The 15,409-nt window shown below is 66.8% G+C and carries 15 protein-coding genes; 8 read left to right on the top strand and 7 right to left on the bottom strand.

From position 1 onward, the window contains the following. Positions 1-476: 476 nt before the first annotated feature. The 5 genes from mdtD to AC5QAH_RS00025 form a co-directional block, all read right to left on the bottom strand. A complete protein-coding gene (gene mdtD / locus AC5QAH_RS00005; protein ID WP_010482759.1) occupies positions 477-1,886 on the bottom strand; it encodes a multidrug transporter subunit MdtD in 1,410 nt (469 codons plus the stop codon). Positions 1,887-1,978: 92 nt separating this feature from the next. Continuing rightward, positions 1,979-3,061 (bottom strand): uroporphyrinogen decarboxylase, encoded by a 1,083-nt coding sequence (gene hemE, locus AC5QAH_RS00010; RefSeq protein WP_019336385.1) that lies wholly within the window; start codon positions 3,059-3,061, stop codon positions 1,979-1,981. Positions 3,062-3,087: 26 nt separating this feature from the next. Continuing rightward, positions 3,088-3,327: a WGR domain-containing protein gene (locus AC5QAH_RS00015; protein ID WP_019336384.1), complete on the bottom strand. Its 240-nt coding sequence runs from the start codon at positions 3,325-3,327 to the stop codon at positions 3,088-3,090. A 120-nt stretch (positions 3,328-3,447) separates the two neighbouring features. Further along, positions 3,448-4,560, bottom strand: a complete 1,113-nt coding sequence (gene aroB / locus AC5QAH_RS00020; RefSeq protein WP_049454938.1) for a 3-dehydroquinate synthase — start codon at positions 4,558-4,560, stop codon at positions 3,448-3,450. Beyond that, the gene (locus AC5QAH_RS00025; RefSeq protein ID WP_010482764.1) at positions 4,557-5,099 is read right to left on the bottom strand and encodes a shikimate kinase; all 543 of its coding nucleotides are present in this window, start codon (positions 5,097-5,099) and stop codon (positions 4,557-4,559) included. Before AC5QAH_RS00025 ends, aroB begins: the two co-directional genes overlap by 4 nt. Positions 5,100-5,198: 99 nt before the next feature. Here AC5QAH_RS00025 and AC5QAH_RS00030 point away from each other — a divergent pair, with 99 nt between their 5' ends. Continuing rightward, on the top strand, positions 5,199-5,402 hold the full coding sequence (locus AC5QAH_RS00030) for a dodecin family protein (protein WP_005410663.1): 204 nt from the start codon (positions 5,199-5,201) through the stop codon (positions 5,400-5,402). 6 nt (positions 5,403-5,408) lie between these two features. On the opposite strand, the gene AC5QAH_RS00035 is transcribed toward AC5QAH_RS00030, so the two are convergent. Beyond that, positions 5,409-6,236, bottom strand: coding sequence for a kinase (locus AC5QAH_RS00035; protein WP_049454936.1), 828 nt, complete (start codon positions 6,234-6,236; stop codon positions 5,409-5,411). Positions 6,237-6,276: 40 nt separating this feature from the next. On the opposite strand from AC5QAH_RS00035, the gene pdxH reads away from it, so the two are divergent. Further along, entirely contained in the window at positions 6,277-6,876 is a 600-nt protein-coding gene (pdxH, locus tag AC5QAH_RS00040) for a pyridoxamine 5'-phosphate oxidase (protein ID WP_049410407.1), read from the top strand. An 84-nt stretch (positions 6,877-6,960) separates the two neighbouring features. On the opposite strand, the gene prpR is transcribed toward pdxH, so the two are convergent. Continuing rightward, entirely contained in the window at positions 6,961-8,544 is a 1,584-nt protein-coding gene (gene prpR, locus AC5QAH_RS00045) for a propionate catabolism operon regulatory protein PrpR (protein ID WP_495232027.1), read from the bottom strand. A 154-nt stretch (positions 8,545-8,698) separates the two neighbouring features. Here prpR and prpB point away from each other — a divergent pair, with 154 nt between their 5' ends. The 6 genes from prpB (at position 8,699) to prpF (ending at position 15,375) form a co-directional block, all read left to right on the top strand. Next, positions 8,699-9,592: a methylisocitrate lyase gene (gene prpB / locus AC5QAH_RS00050; protein ID WP_010482769.1), complete on the top strand. Its 894-nt coding sequence runs from the start codon at positions 8,699-8,701 to the stop codon at positions 9,590-9,592. A gap of 36 nt (positions 9,593-9,628) precedes the next feature. Continuing rightward, positions 9,629-10,786, top strand: a complete 1,158-nt coding sequence (prpC, locus tag AC5QAH_RS00055) for a bifunctional 2-methylcitrate synthase/citrate synthase (protein WP_010482770.1) — start codon at positions 9,629-9,631, stop codon at positions 10,784-10,786. Positions 10,787-10,883: 97 nt separating this feature from the next. Then, on the top strand, positions 10,884-13,502 hold the full coding sequence (gene acnD / locus AC5QAH_RS00060; RefSeq protein ID WP_049410403.1) for a Fe/S-dependent 2-methylisocitrate dehydratase AcnD: 2,619 nt from the start codon (positions 10,884-10,886) through the stop codon (positions 13,500-13,502). Positions 13,503-13,602: 100 nt separating this feature from the next. Then, positions 13,603-13,860, top strand: a complete 258-nt coding sequence (locus AC5QAH_RS00065; RefSeq protein ID WP_019338677.1) for a type II toxin-antitoxin system ParD family antitoxin — start codon at positions 13,603-13,605, stop codon at positions 13,858-13,860. Continuing rightward, entirely contained in the window at positions 13,847-14,173 is a 327-nt protein-coding gene (locus AC5QAH_RS00070; RefSeq protein WP_019338676.1) for a type II toxin-antitoxin system RelE/ParE family toxin, read from the top strand. Before AC5QAH_RS00065 ends, AC5QAH_RS00070 begins: the two co-directional genes overlap by 14 nt. 23 nt (positions 14,174-14,196) lie before the next feature. Next, the gene (prpF, locus tag AC5QAH_RS00075; RefSeq protein WP_049454932.1) at positions 14,197-15,375 is read left to right on the top strand and encodes a 2-methylaconitate cis-trans isomerase PrpF; all 1,179 of its coding nucleotides are present in this window, start codon (positions 14,197-14,199) and stop codon (positions 15,373-15,375) included. The last annotated feature ends 34 nt before the right edge of the window (positions 15,376-15,409 follow it).

Here is a 15,409-nt window from a genome sequence, read left to right on the forward strand (position 1 = left end):
CGGGGCCCGGCCCAGCCGCTGGCGGCTGTGCGTTCGGGCGCTTGCGAAGCAGTGCTTCGCAAGCAAAGCGCCCTCACCCATGTAAGCTCGGTCGCCGCATCCATGCGGCTCACGCCCCCGCAACCGGACCCACCCCGCCTTTGACAGATTCTCGCGAGCTGCCGGCGCCCTGTGTAGAGCCGAGCCATGCTCGGCTCAAATCTCACAGATATCGAAATGTTCGATTTCAATGGACGTTCATCCACGCACGGCGTGGATCTACCCGATCGCGAAAATCTGTCAGAGGTGGGGCGGTGTGGGCTTGCAGGACCGTTGGCGCCATGGATGGCGCCATCGAGCCCCCATGGACGGGTTTACGGCGTGTCCTGCAAGCCCACACCGCCCCGCCATCCCAAGGAATGCCTGCTTTTGCTGTTGCTGTTGCCTTGGCTTGAAGCCTCTGCAGGTGCAGGGCCGCAGGCCCTGCCGAACCACCCTCACTCCGCGACGTGCTCGACCTGCCGTGGCTCCGGCTTGGTATCGGGCAGCTGCCAGAAGATCATCGTCGAAGTCAGCGTGATCGCGCCCACGCACAGGAACGTCGCATGCAGCGCCGCGGTCGCGCTGTTGCTGTCCAGGTGGTTGCCGAACGCGGCCAGCAGGCTGCCCGCAGCGGCGGCACCGAAACCAGCGGCGAGCATCATCACCATCGACAGCAGGCTGTTGCCGGAACTGGCGAATTCGCGGTCCAGGTCGCGAAGGGTCACGGTGTTCATCACGGTGAACTGCAGCGAATTGACCGCACCGAAGAACGCCAGCTGCAGCAGGCGCCACGCCAGGTGTTGGCCCGGTGTCATCAGGATGAAGCTGGCCATCGCCAGGCCGACCAGCACGGTGTTGACCATCAGCACGCGGCGGTAGCCGTAGCGCTCAACCAGCTTTACCGCCAGCTTCTTCGACACCATGCCGGCCGCTGCCACCGGCACCATCATCAGGCCGGCGTTCATCGGGCCCAGGCCCAGGCCGACCTGTAGCAGCAGCGGGATCAGCATCGGCATGGCGCTGCTGCCGATGCGCGAGAACAGGTTGCCGAGGATACCGATGCGATAGCTGGGCACGCGGAACAGGGCCAGCGAGAACAAGGGAGCGGTGGAGTTGGCGGCGTGCAGCCAGTAGCCCACCAGCGCAGCCAGGCCGGCCACGGTCATCAGCATCACCAGCGCATGTGGCGTGCCGAGTCCAGAGATGCCGTCCAGCGCCAGTGACAGCACCACCATCGCGAAGGCCAGCATGATGTAGCCACGCAGGTCGAAGCGGGTGCGATGGCTGGCGTAGTGGTCGGGCATGATCTTCATCGCGGCGATGAAACCGATCACGCCGATCGGCAGGTTGATCAGGAACACCCAGTGCCACGAGGCGATCTCGACCAGCCAGCCACCCAGCGTGGGACCGATCAACGGGCCGACCAGCGCGGGGATGGCGATGAAGCTCATCGCACGCAGGAAATCCTCGCGCGGCACCGAACGCATCACCGCCAGGCGACCGACCGGCAGCAGCATCGCACCGCCGATGCCCTGCAGCACGCGCGCACCGACCAGCTGGTGCAGGTGCTGGGCCAGCGCGCAGGCCAGCGAGCCGAGGGTGAACAGGATGATCGCCACCAGGAAGGTGCGGCGGGTGCCGTAGCGGTCAGCGATCCAGCCGGAGGCGGGAATGAAGGTAGCCACCGCCAGCGCATAGCTGAACACCACCGACTGCATCTGCAGCGGGCTTTCGCCCAGGCTGGCGGCCATCGCCGGCAACGCCGTGTTGACGATGGTCGAGTCCAGCATCTGCATGAAGATCGCCAACGAAACCAACCACAGCAGGGGGCGCTGGCGGTTGTAGGTCGATGGCGATGTGGACATGGGGCGCGGCCGGTGCAGCGTGGGGGAGACCATGATCGCGCACTGCGGGTCACGGCGCGATCAACATCGCGCCGCAACCGCATGCGCAAGGTTCAGCGCTGGCTGTGCGCGTGCACCGCGTCGACCAGCACCTGCACGTGCGCCGGGTCCATGTCCGGCGACATGCCGTGGCCAAGATTGAACACATGGCCCTCGCGCGAACCACCGTTGCCCGCGGCATAGGTGTCGAGCACGCGTGCGGCAGCGGCGGCGATCGCATCCGGCGAGGCGTACAGCGTGGTCGGGTCGAGGTTGCCCTGCAGGGCAACGCGGCCACCGGTGCGGCGCATGGCCTCGTCCAGGTCCAGCGTCCAGTCCAGGCCCAGCGCATCGGCGCCGGTCTGCGACAGCGCTTCCAGATGCAGGCCGGTGCCCTTGCCGAACAGGATCAGCGGCGTGCGCTCGCTGCCTTCGCCACGCTCCAGGCCCTCGGCAATGCGCTGCAGGTAACGCAGCGAGAACTCGCGGTACATCGACGGCGACAGCACGCCACCCCAGGTGTCGAACACCTGCAGCGCCTGCGCACCAGCCGCACGCTGCGCGCCGAGGTAGGCGATCACCGCTTCAGTGGTGACCTCCAGCAGGCGGTGCAGGGCCTGGGGGTGGTTCAGCGCCATCGCCTTGATGCGCGCAAAGTCCTTGCTGCCGCCGCCTTCCACCATGTAGCAGGCCAGCGTCCACGGGCTGCCGGAGAAGCCGATCAACGGCACCTGGCCATCCAGTTCGCGGCGGATCAGGCGCACCGCGTCCATCACATAGCCCAGGTCCTGTTCCATGTCCGGCACGGCCAGCCTGGCGATGGCCGCTTCATCACGCACCGGGTGGCGGAACTTCGGGCCTTCGCCTTCGACGAAGTACAGCTCCAGGCCCATCGCGTCGGGAATGGTGAGGATGTCCGAGAACAGGATGGCCGCGTCCAAGGGGAAGCGGCGCAGCGGCTGCAGGGTGACCTCGCAGGCGATCTCCGGATTCTTGGCCATGGCCAGGAAGCTGCCGGCCTTGGCCCGGGTCGCGCGGTACTCCGGCAGGTAGCGGCCGGCCTGGCGCATCAGCCAGACGGGGGTGCAGTCCACCGGTTCGCGGCGCAGGGCGCGCAGCAGGCGATCATTGCGGAGAGGGCTGGTCACGATGGGCATTCCTTGGACGAAAGTTGGCAGCGGCGTCAGTCGCCGTGCGAAAGGATCTGGAAGCCGCGATGCAGTTCGGCATCGCGGGCCTTCTCGAAAGCATGGCGGGCTTCGTCGGCCTGCAGGAACAGCTCGCGCCGCAGCTGCGAGCGGGCACCGACGCGGCCGCTTTCGCGCAGCAGTTCCCAGCCGCCGAACAGATCCGGCTGCAGGCTCAGGCGCAGGAAGCGCGGTGCCTGCGCACCGGCGTCGGGATGTTGCAGGTAGACGTGCATGGCGCCGATTGTATCGCCCCGGGGCGGCACGGACCTGTAGAGCCGAGCCCACGCTCGGCTGCGCTTCATGCCGCAGCACAATCCGTCAGCGCCGGGCCATGCCCGGCGAACGCGGAAAGGTCAGCCCGCGCCCAGCACCTTCAGCACAGCCTTCTCATCCACGTCCGGCACCACCTCGGCACGGCCCATGCCGCGCCACAGCACCAGGCGCAGGCGGCCGGCCACGTTCTTCTTGTCCAGCCGCATGCGGCCGAGCAGGGCCTGTGGGTCCAGCCCGGCCGGAATCGCCACCGGCAGGCAAAGGCGCTCCAGAAGCGATTGCAGGCGCGCGCGGTCGGCATCCTCGGCCAGGCCCAGGTGGGTGGACAGCTTCGCCGCCAGCACCATGCCCACCGCCACGGCCTCGCCGTGGTTCAGCGCATCGCGGCCCGGGGCCGAGTAGCCCTGTTCGGTCTCGATGGCATGGCCGAAGGTGTGGCCCAGGTTGAGCAGGGCACGCTCGCCCTTCTCGAACGGATCGCGCTCGACGATGGCGGCCTTGTGCCGGCAGCTGCGCGCGATGGCTTCGGAAAGCACGTTGTCTTCACCGGCGATCAGCGCATCGGCATGCTGCTGCAGCCATTCGAAGAACATGGCATCGCCCAGCGCGCCGTACTTCACCACTTCGGCCAGGCCGGCACGCAGTTCGCGCGGCGGCAGCGTAGCCAGCACGCGGGTATCGGCAATGACCGCGCGCGGCGGATGGAAGGCGCCGACCAGGTTCTTGCCGGCCGGAATGTCGACCGCGGTCTTGCCGCCCACCGACGAATCGACCATCGCCAACAGCGTGGTCGGCAGCTGCACGCAGTCCACGCCGCGCATCCAGCAGGCGGCTGCAAAACCGGCGAGATCACCGACCACGCCGCCGCCGAGGGCGAACACGCAGGCGTCGCGGGTGGCGCCAAGCGCGGCCAGTGCTTCGATCGCACGGCCGAACTCGGCCAGGGTCTTGGAGGCTTCGCCTGCGGCCAGCACGTGCTCGCCGACGATCAGGTCGGGGCGTGCGGCCAACAGCGTCTGCTTCACGGCGTCCAGATAGCGTGGGGCCACTTCGCTGTCACTGAGCAGCAGCACGTGGCGGCCGCGAACATGCGAGGCCAGCGCAGCGCCGTCGGCCTGGGCACCGGCGCCGATGGTGATGGTGTAAGGGCGGTCGCCGCCAACGGCGACCTGCAGCAGGGCGGGGGAAGTCATGCGGTCAGGTCCTGGCGCTGCCATTGCGTGGCCAGCTTGACCACCAGGTGGGCGGTCGCGTCGGCAGCGGTATACGGGTCGGTATCGAGGGTGAGGTCGGCCAGTTCGCGGTACAGCGGGTCGCGGTGTGCGGCCAGATCGTGCAGCACCTGCTCGCGGTCCGGGCGCTGCAGCAGCGGCCGGCCCTTGTCGCGGGCCAGGCGTTCCAGCTGCGCGGCCACGCTGACCCGCAGGTAGACCACGAAGCCGCGCTGGGCGATCAGTGCACGATTGCCAGGATCCAGCACCGCGCCGCCACCGGTGGAGACAAGCTGGCCGCGGCCTTCCAGCACGCGCGCAAGCGCCTCGCGTTCATGGCTGCGGAAGCCGGCTTCGCCGGAGTGCTCGAAGATGGTCGGGATGCTGGCGCCGGCGGCATCGACGATGGCCTGGTCGACGTCGACGAAGTCCAGCGTGAAGCGCTCGGCCAGGCGGCGGCCGATGCAGGTTTTGCCGGCGCCCATCGGGCCGATCAGGATCAGGTTCGGAGCAGGATTCATGCATCTCTGATGCTAACACCTCCGTGCCCTGGCCTTTACGTTCTTCACGTCAGGGTAGGCGTTCCTGCGGGGTCTCCCGCGCCAGCCGGAGTACAGGCCATGACGGTCGCCAAGGTCATCGAAATCACCGCCTCCTCGCCGAAAAGCGTGGAGGACGCCGTGCGCAGCGGGCTGAAAAAGGTCTCCGAGACGGTCAAGGGCATCCAGGGCGCCTGGGTGAACGAGACCAAGGTGGTCACCAATGGCAGTGGCGAGATCACCGAATGGCGGGTCAACCTGCGGGTGACCTTCCTGGTGGAATAGGCGCGCTCAGCGCACGTCCTGCACCTGTCGCTGGCCGTCCAGCACCACCACGTGGTCGGCCAGGGCGGGCAGGGCACGCAGCGCCTGGCGGCTGACCCGCTCGTAATACTGCACGAAGCGCTCCAGCTGTGGCCGGCTCATGCCGTGCCGGCCCGGCTGCGCGGCCTGAAGGTTCTGCTCCTGCTGCCAGCGCCAGCGTGGCACCACCGAGAAATCCGGTGGCTGCAGGAACCACAGGCGGTCGCAGCGCTGCCACAGCGCAGGATAGTCGCAGGCCAGCGCCTGGTTGCACCAGCGCCGCCAGCGGCCATCGGCGTCGGCCTCGCGTTCCAGCGCGTTCAACGGGCTGTCCAGCGCGTCGTCATCCTGCGCAGGCGTGCCCAGGAACCAGCCTTCGAACACCAGCAGGTCCAGCGGTTGTTGCAGCTGCGACCATTGCGCTTCGGGCAGGCGTTCATCGGCAAGCTTGTCGAAGCGCGGCATCGCGAAGGGCTGGCGTGCGGCCACTGCATCCAGTACCGCATGGGCCAGCGGCAGGTCATGGGTGCCAGGCGGGCCGCGGGTGATCAGCAGTGGGTGCACCTGGCGGGCCAGCCGTTGGCGCTGTGCGCGGGTCAGGTAGACATCATCGATCGACAGCGTGGCTGCCCTCAGGCCGCGTGCCTGGGCGCGGGCCACCACCTGCGCGGCCAGCGTCGATTTGCCGCTCCCCTGCAGGCCGCTGATCGCCAATACTGGAACCGCTGCGTCGCTGCCCAGCGCATCGTCCAGCGCCTGTTCGGCCAATGTTTCGGGGAATCCTTTCACCTGGGGCATATACGCAGCAGCGGCCATGCAGCCACAATAGCCCAATCCGTGTGAGAAGAACGCAATCATGAGCGACCTGTACGCCGAAGCCCTGTCCACGTTTGCCGGCCTGTTCGAAGAGGCCAAGCAGAGCCGCGAGGTCGAGCCGAATGCGATGACCGTGGCCACCGCCGATACGCAGGGTCGTCCCTCGGCACGCACCGTGCTGCTGAAGGCGTTCGATGAGCGCGGCTTCGTGTTCTACACCCATCTGGACAGTCACAAGGGCCAGGAACTGCAGGCCAATCCGCAGGCGGCGCTGTTGTTCCTGTGGCGCAGCCTGCGCGAGGCCGGCATCCAGGTGCGCATCGAGGGGCGCGTGGAGCAGGTGGCCGACGCCGAAGCCGATGCCTATTTCGCCAGCCGTCCGCGGATGAGCCAGATCGGCGCCTGGGCCTCGCAGCAGTCGAAGACGCTGGCAACGCGTGAAGAGTTCGACGCGCGCGTTGCCGGAATCGAAGCCCGCTTCGAAGGCAAGGACGTGCCGCGCCCGGAGGGTTGGAGCGGCCTGCGCGTGGTGCCCGACCGCATCGAGTTCTGGTACGGCGCGCAGTTCCGCCTGCACGAACGCTGGTGCTATGAAGCCGGTGCCGAAGGGCGCTGGAGCAAGCGCCTGCTGTATCCGTAAGTCGGGGCGGTGCCGGGGCTGCGGTAGAGCCGAGCCCATGCTCGGCTGTTGTCCCTGCAGAAGCAGCCGAGCATGGGCTCGGCTCTACAGACCCTCCGCGCGCAGCCAGCGCCATAGCGTGGTGCGTGATACGCCCAGCGCCTGTGCCATGCCCTCGCGGTCATTGCGATGTTCCTGCAGCAATGCTTCCAGCTGCGCACGCGGCGGGCGTCTGCCGTTACTTTCCAGCGGCAGTGCCGTCGCGCCTTCGCTTGCCAGCTCGGGCGCAAGCTGCAGCAGTCGCGAAGCATCAATAGGCCCTTCAGCCGGCTGCCAGTGGATGCGCAGGCGATCCACCAGATTGCGTAGTTCACGCACGTTGCCGGGCCACTCGGCCGTGGTCAGTACCGCCAGTGCATCCTTATCCAGTGGTGCGTCAATGCCACGCAGCTGGCGGAAGAAGTGCTGTGCCAGCAGCGGAATGTCCCCGCGCCGGGCACGCAGCGAGGGCAGGGCGATGCGCAGCGCCGCCAGCCGGTAATACAGGTCGCGACGGAAGCTGCCTGCTGCTGCGCGCTGCTCCAGCGATTGCAGCGTGGCGGCTACCACGCGCAGGTCGACCGGCGTCGGTTCGGTGGCGCCCACGCGCAGCACTTCACGTTCTTCCAACACCCGCAGCAGGCGGGTCTGCAACGGCAGCGGCAGCTCGCCGATCTCATCCAGGAACAAGGTGCCCCCGTCTGCGGCTTCAACCAGGCCGACGCGTCCGCCGCGACGTGCGCCGGTGAAGGCACCATCGCTGTAGCCGAACAGTTCTGCCTCCAGCAGCGATTCGCTGATCGCGCCGCAGTTCAGCGCGACGAAACGCCCACGACGACCACTTACGGCGTGCAGCTGGCGCGCGACCAGTTCCTTGCCGGTGCCGGTTTCGCCACTGACCAGCACGGTGCTGTCGTGCGGTGCATAGAGCGCAATCTGTGCGCGTACCTGTGCCATCGCATCGCTGTCGCCGAGCAGTTCATGCGCGTCGCCACGTACTGCCGGGCGCCGGCGTGGGGTGGATCGGTTGCCACTGGAGCGGGCCAGCGTCTGGGTCAGTTCCAGCGCATGCTCGAACGCCTGCCGCACCGAGTCGGCCGAGTACAGCAGCACGCCAGGCAGGCCGGCCTGTTCGGCGTGATCGATGGCCATGCCGGTGCCGACGATCACTTCGATGCCATTGGCGCGCAGGTCAGCGATGCAGTCGCGGGCGTCCTCGCGGGTGACGAAACGGCGATGCTCGATATCCAGGCCGAAACTCTGCTGGAAGTTGCTGAACACCGGTACGTCGCTGGCGTGGGTGACCAGGCCGATGCGGCTGGCGATCCGTCGTGCCCGGGCCAGCGCTTCCATCAGGTCGAAGCCGTTGGCCTGGATCGGCACCAGCGGCAGCTCCAGCCGGCCGCGCAGCCAGGCCGCGTTGGAGCCGCCGGCGATGACCACGTCGCAGTGCTCGCGGCGCAGGCGCTGCCCGATCACATCCACCGCTTCCTCGAAGCCGAGGTTGATCTGTTCGATGCGCGCGCGGCGGTCGAACTCGGGAATGACGTCGCCCAGCAGGCCGGTCAGCCGCGAGACACTGACCGTCCAGATCACCGGGCGGCCGGGGTCGGCATCGGTGTGGCGCAGGGGCGAGCGGGGCAGATACATGGTGGCTCGGACCGGGAAGGGTGTTTCATGGTACATCTGTTTCAGTGTTTCATATGTTTCACTGATGCGGGTCAGTCATCCCCGTGAAATCAAGCGCTTGCAGGTTGGCATGGTGTTTGCGCATACACACACGTTCTCCAACCTGGATTGCCGCATGACCGCTTCCACTCCTTTCTCTGCCGGTGCCCGCTTCCGTGAGGCGCTGGCTGCCGAATCGCCGCTGCAGGTGATCGGCGCGATCAACGCCAACCACGCCCTGCTGGCCAAGCGCGCCGGCTTCCGCGCCATCTACCTGTCTGGTGGCGGTGTTGCCGCCGGCTCGCTGGGCCTGCCGGACCTGGGCATCAACACCCTGGAAGACGTGCTGGTGGACGTGCGCCGCATCACCGATGTCTGCGACCTGCCGCTGATGGTCGACATCGATACCGGCTTCGGCCCGAGTGCGTTCAACATCGCGCGCACCGTGAAGTCGCTGATCAAGGCCGGTGCGGCCGCCTGCCACATCGAGGACCAGGTTGGCGCCAAGCGCTGCGGTCACCGTCCGGGCAAGGAGATCGTGTCGCAGGGTGAAATGGTCGACCGCGTGAAGGCGGCCGCCGATGCCAAGACCGATCCGGACTTCTTCCTGATCGCGCGCACCGACGCCATCCAGGTGGACGGCGTGGACAAGGCCATCGAACGTGCCATCGCCTGTGTCGAGGCCGGTGCCGACGGCATCTTCGCCGAGGCCGCCTACGATCTGGATACCTACCGCCGCTTCGTCGATGCGGTGAAGGTGCCGGTGCTGGCCAACATCACCGAGTTCGGCGCCACCCCGCTGTTCAGCCGCGACGAACTGGCTTCGGCCGGTGTTGCCATCCAGCTGTTCCCGCTGTCTGCCTTCCGCGCCGCCAACAAGGCCGCCGAGAACGTCTACCAGGCGGTGCGCCGCGATGGCCACCAGCGCAACGTGGTGGAGACCATGCAGACCCGCGAAGAACTCTACGACCGCATCGGCTACCACGCGTTCGAGCAGCAGCTCGATGCACTGTTCGCCGCCAAGAAATAAGCAGTACCCTGCACCATCAAGTTTTCGGAGGGAAACATGAACGATACGACCGCAACCCCGACCTTCAAGCCGAAGAAGTCCGTCGCCCTGTCCGGCACCGCTGCCGGCAACACCGCGCTGTGCAGCGTGGGCCGCAGTGGCAACGACCTGCACTACCGTGGCTACGACATCCTGGACCTGGCCAACACCAGCGAGTTCGAGGAAATCGCCTACCTGCTGGTGCACGGCAAGCTGCCGACCCGCGCCGAGCTGGTTTCCTACAAGGCCAAGCTGAAGTCGCTGCGTGGCATTCCGGCCGCGGTGAAGGCCGCGCTGGAAGAGCTGCCGCCGTCGGCGCACCCGATGGACGTGATGCGCACCGGCGTGTCCGTGCTTGGCTGCGTGGCGCCGGAGAAGGACGATCACAACCACCCCGGCGCGCGCGACATCGCCGACAAGCTGATGGCCTGCCTCGGTTCGATGCTGCTGTACTGGTACCACTGGAGCCATAACGGCCGCGCCATCGATGTGGAAACCGATGACGACTCGATCGGTGGCCACTTCCTGCACCTGCTGCACGGCGAGAAGCCGCAGGAGTCGTGGGTGAAGGCGATGCACACCTCGCTGATCCTGTATGCGGAACACGAGTTCAACGCCTCGACCTTCACCTGCCGTGTCATCGCCGGTACCGGCAGTGACATGTACAGCGCGATCTGTGGTGGCATTGGTGCCCTGCGCGGTCCGAAGCACGGTGGCGCCAACGAAGTGGCGTTCGAAGTGCAGAAGCGCTACGACACCCCCGATGAGGCCGAGGAAGACATCAAGGCCCGCGTCGAGCGCAAGGAAGTGGTGATCGGTTTCGGCCACCCGGTCTACACCGTCTCCGATCCGCGCAACAAGGTGATCAAGGACGTGGCCCGCGAGCTGTCCGAAGAACAGTCCAGCATGAAGATGTACGACATCGCCGAGCGCCTGGAATCGGTGATGTGGGACATCAAGAAGATGTTCCCGAACCTGGACTGGTTCAGCGCCGTCAGCTACCACATGATGGGCGTGCCGACTGCGATGTTCACCCCGCTGTTCGTGATCGCCCGCACCGCCGGCTGGAGCGCGCACATCGTCGAGCAGCGCATCGACGGCAAGATCATCCGCCCGAGCGCCAACTACATCGGTCCGGAAGACCGCGACTTCGTCGCCATCGACAAGCGCGTCTGATCCACCTGCTGTACCCATCCGGCCGGCCGCGTGCCGGCCGGATGCTTTCGCCGCCGCACCGCCGGCACCCGGCCCGCCTCAAGCACTCCGCCAGCCCATGAATACCGATTACCGCAAGAACCTCCCCGGCAGCGCGCTGGACTATTTCGACGCGCGTGCCGCTGTCGATGCGATCCAGCCCGGCGCCTACGCCACCCTGCCGTACACCTCGCGCGTGCTGGCCGAGAACCTGGTGCGCCGCTGCGATCCGGCCACGCTCAGCGATTCGCTGAAGCAGCTGATCGAGCGCCGTCGCGACCTCGATTTCCCGTGGTTCCCGGCGCGCGTGGTGTGCCACGACATCCTCGGCCAGACCGCACTGGTCGATCTGGCCGGGTTGCGCGATGCGATCGCCGACAAGGGCGGCGACCCGGCCAAGGTCAATCCGGTGGTGCCGGTGCAGCTGATCGTCGATCACTCGCTGGCGGTGGAGTGTGGCGGTTTCGATCCGCAGGCGTTCGAGAAGAACCGCGCGATCGAAGATCGTCGCAATGAAGACCGTTTCCACTTCATCGACTGGACCAAACTGGCCTTCGAGAACGTGGACGTGATTCCGCCGGGCAACGGCATCATGCACCAGATCAACCTGGAGAAGATGTCGCCGGTGGTCTACGTGCAGGACGGCGTGGCCTTCCCGGATACCTGCGTGGGCACCGACAGTCACACCCCGCACGTGGATGCACTGGGCGTGATCGCAATTGGTGTTGGCGGCCTGGAAGCAGAGAACGTGATGCTGGGCCGCGCGTCGTGGATGCGCCTGCCCGACACCGTCGGTGTCGAACTGAGTGGCCGCCCGCAGCCGGGCATCACCGCCACCGACGTGGTGCTGGCCCTGACCGAGTTCCTGCGCAAGGAGCGCGTGGTCGGAGCCTGGCTTGAATTCTTCGGCGAGGGTGCTGCGGCACTGACCATCGGTGACCGCGCCACCATCTCCAACATGTGCCCCGAATACGGTGCCACCGCCGCGATGTTCTACATCGACGCACAGACCACCGATTACCTGCGCCTGACCGGCCGCGAGGAATCGCAGGTGGCGCTGGTGGAAAACTATGCACGCACCACAGGCCTGTGGGCCGACGACCTAGCCACCGCGCAGTACGAGCGCGTGCTGCGCTTCGACCTGTCCAGCGTGGTGCGCAACATGGCGGGCCCGTCCAACCCGCACAAGCGCGTCGCCACTTCCGAGCTGGTCGAGCGCGGCATCGCCGACGAGGCCAAGCTGGCAGCGGGCAAGGCCGAGCAGGCGCAGGGCCTGATGCCGGATGGCGCGGTGATCATCGCCGCCATCACCAGCTGCACCAACACCTCCAACCCGCGCAACGTGATCGCCGCCGCACTGCTGGCGCGCAAGGCCAATGAACGTGGCCTGCTGCGCAAGCCGTGGGTGAAGTCCTCGTTGGCGCCCGGCTCGAAGGCGGTGCAGCTGTACCTGGAAGAGGCCGGCCTGCTGCCGGACCTGGAAAAGCTGGGCTTCGGCATCGTCGCCTTCGCCTGCACCACCTGCAACGGCATGAGCGGCGCGCTCGATCCGGCCATCCAGCAGGAGATCATCGACCGGGACCTGTACGCCACGGCCGTGCTGTCGGGCAACCGCAACTTCGATGGCCGCATCCACCCGTATGCGAAGCAGGCTTTCCTGGCGTCGCCGCCGCTGGTGATCGCCTATGCCATCGCCGGCACCGTCCGCTTTGATATCGAGAAGGACGTGCTGGGCGTGGACGCCGATGGCAACGAGGTGCGCCTGAAGGACATCTGGCCGAGCGATGCCGAGATCGACGCGGTGGTGAAGGCCTCGGTGAAGCCCGAGCAGTTCCGCAAGGTCTACAACCCGATGTTCAACGTGCGCGTGGAGAACGGTGCCGCGGTCAGCCCGCTGTACGACTGGCGCCCGCAGAGCACCTACATCCGCCGTCCGCCGTACTGGGAGGGCGCACTGGCCGGTGAGCGCACGCTGGCCGGCATGCGCGCGCTGGCGGTGCTGCCGGACAACATCACCACTGACCACCTGTCGCCGTCCAACGCGATCCTGGCCTCCAGCGCCGCCGGCGAGTACCTGGCGAAGATGGGCCTGCCGGAAGAGGACTTCAATTCCTATGCCACGCATCGCGGTGATCACCTGACTGCGCAGCGCGCCACCTTCGCCAATCCGAAGCTGTTCAACGAGATGGTGCGCAACGACGATGGCAGCGTGAAGCAGGGTTCGCTGGCGCGCGTGGAGCCGGAGGGTAAGGTGATGCGCATGTGGGAAGCGATCGAGACCTACATGGAGCGCAAGCAGCCGCTCATCATCATTGCCGGTGCCGACTACGGCCAGGGCAGCTCGCGCGACTGGGCCGCCAAGGGCGTTCGCCTGGCCGGCGTGGAAGCGATCGTGGCCGAGGGCTTCGAACGCATCCACCGTACCAACCTGATCGGCATGGGCGTGCTGCCGCTGGAGTTCAAGCCGGGCACCACCCGCCTGACCCTGGGCATCGATGGCACCGAGACCTTCGACGTGGTGGGCGAGCGCACCCCGCGCGCCGACCTGACCCTGGTCATCCACCGCCGCGACGGCCAGGACCTGATCGTGCCGGTCACCTGCCGCCTGGACAGTGACGAGGAAGTGGCGATCTACGAAGCCGGCGGCGTGCTGCAGCGCTTTGCCCAGGATTTCCTGGAAGGCGCCAAGGTGGCGTGATACCGGCCTGAATGCCTGCCCCCGGAGGCCGGGGGCGGGCTTGTCCGACACCTGGGCAGGGCGCACACTGACTTGGCAAAAACTGCCAATGGAGAGTCTCATGGCCACCATGAACATTTCGCTGACCGACCCGCTCAAGCAGTTCGTGGACGAGGAAGTGCGTGAAGGCGGCTATTCCAGTACGTCGGACTACGTGCGTGACCTGATCCGCCAGCGCCAGCGCAGCAAGGCCGAAGAACTGCTCAAGCAGCTGATTGCCGAGGGGCTGGCTTCTGGGCCTGGCGTCCCGGTGACGGCCGACACATTCGAGCGCATGCGTCGTGAACTGACCGAAAGGATGGAGCGTGAAGGCGATTGAATGGCGACCCAGGGCCGAAGCCGACGCAGCCGATGCCGCGCTGTGGTTCGCACGGCAGGGTGGGCTGATACTGGGTCGGCGCTTTCTCGCCGAGTTGGAGGCCACGCTTCAACGCATCGCGGTATTTCCAGGCTCGGGTTCCACCCGGCACGCCGACCTCGCAGCACAGCTGCCGGTGCCGTTGCGGTTCATGCTGGTTCCGGGCTTCGAACGGTACCTCGTCTATTACCTCGATCTACCGGACCGCGTGGACATCATGCGTGTGTGGTGCGTTGATCGTGGCCTTGATGCCCTGATGCAAGACATTTCCTGAAATTCAAACGCGTGGATTCGACGATGACCTTCCTCCCGCAACTCCGTATTCCCGCCACCTACATGCGTGGCGGCACCAGCAAGGGCGTGTTCTTCCGCCTGCAGGACCTGCCCGAAGCCGCGCAGGTGCCGGGCGCCGCACGCGATGCGCTGCTGATGCGCGTGATCGGTTCGCCCGATCCGTATGGCAAGCAGACCGACGGCATGGGCGGCGCCACCTCCAGCACCAGCAAGTGCGTGATCATCTCCACCGCCTCGGTGCAGGACCACGACGTGGACTATCTGTACGGCCAGGTCTCGATCGACACCGCTTTCGTCGACTGGAGCGGCAACTGCGGCAACCTCAGCACTGCGGTCGGCCCGTTCGCGATTGCCAATGGCCTGATCGATCCCGCCCGCGTGCCGCGCGATGGCCTGTGCACCGTGCGCATCTGGCAGGCCAACATCGGCAAGACCATCATCGCCCACGTGCCGATGCGCGATGGCGAAGTGCAGGAAATCGGCGATTTCGAACTGGATGGCGTGACCTTCCCGGCCGCCGAGATCCAGCTGGAGTTCATCGATCCGTCCGATGACGGCGATGCGGGCGCGATGTTCCCGACCGGCAACCTGGTCGACACCCTGGACGTGCCGGGCGTGGGTAGTTTCGAGGTGACCATGATCACCGCCGGCATTCCGACCATCTTCCTCAATGCGGCCGACCTGGGCTACACCGGCACCGAACTGCAGCCTGCGATCAACGAGGACAAGGGGGCGCTGGAGCGCTTCGAGAAGATCCGCGCCTACGGCGCCTTGCGCATGGGGCTGATCAAGAACCTGGAAGATGCGGCCACGCGCCAGCACACGCCGAAGGTGGCCTTCGTGGCACCGGCGCAGGACTATGTGTCGTCCAGCGGCAAGGCCATCCCGGCCTCGGCCATCGACCTGCACGCGCGTGCGTTGTCGATGGGCAAGCTGCACCACGCGATGATGGGCACTGCCGCCGTGGCGATCGGTACCGCGGCGGCGATTCCGGGCACCCTGGTCAATCGCGCCGCCGGTGGCGGCGAACGTGAGGCGGTGACCTTCGGCCATCCCTCGGGCACGTTGCGCGTGGGTGCGCAGGCTGGTCTCGTTGACGGCCAGTGGACAGTGACCAAGGCCATCATGAGCCGCAGCGCCCGTGTGCTGATGGACGGCAAGGTGCGGGTGCCGGCCGAATAGTGCTCTGGTAGATGCCAGCCTTGGTTGGCATGGT

It is taken from the genome of Stenotrophomonas sp. YJH_SMC_43, assembly GCF_059372535.1.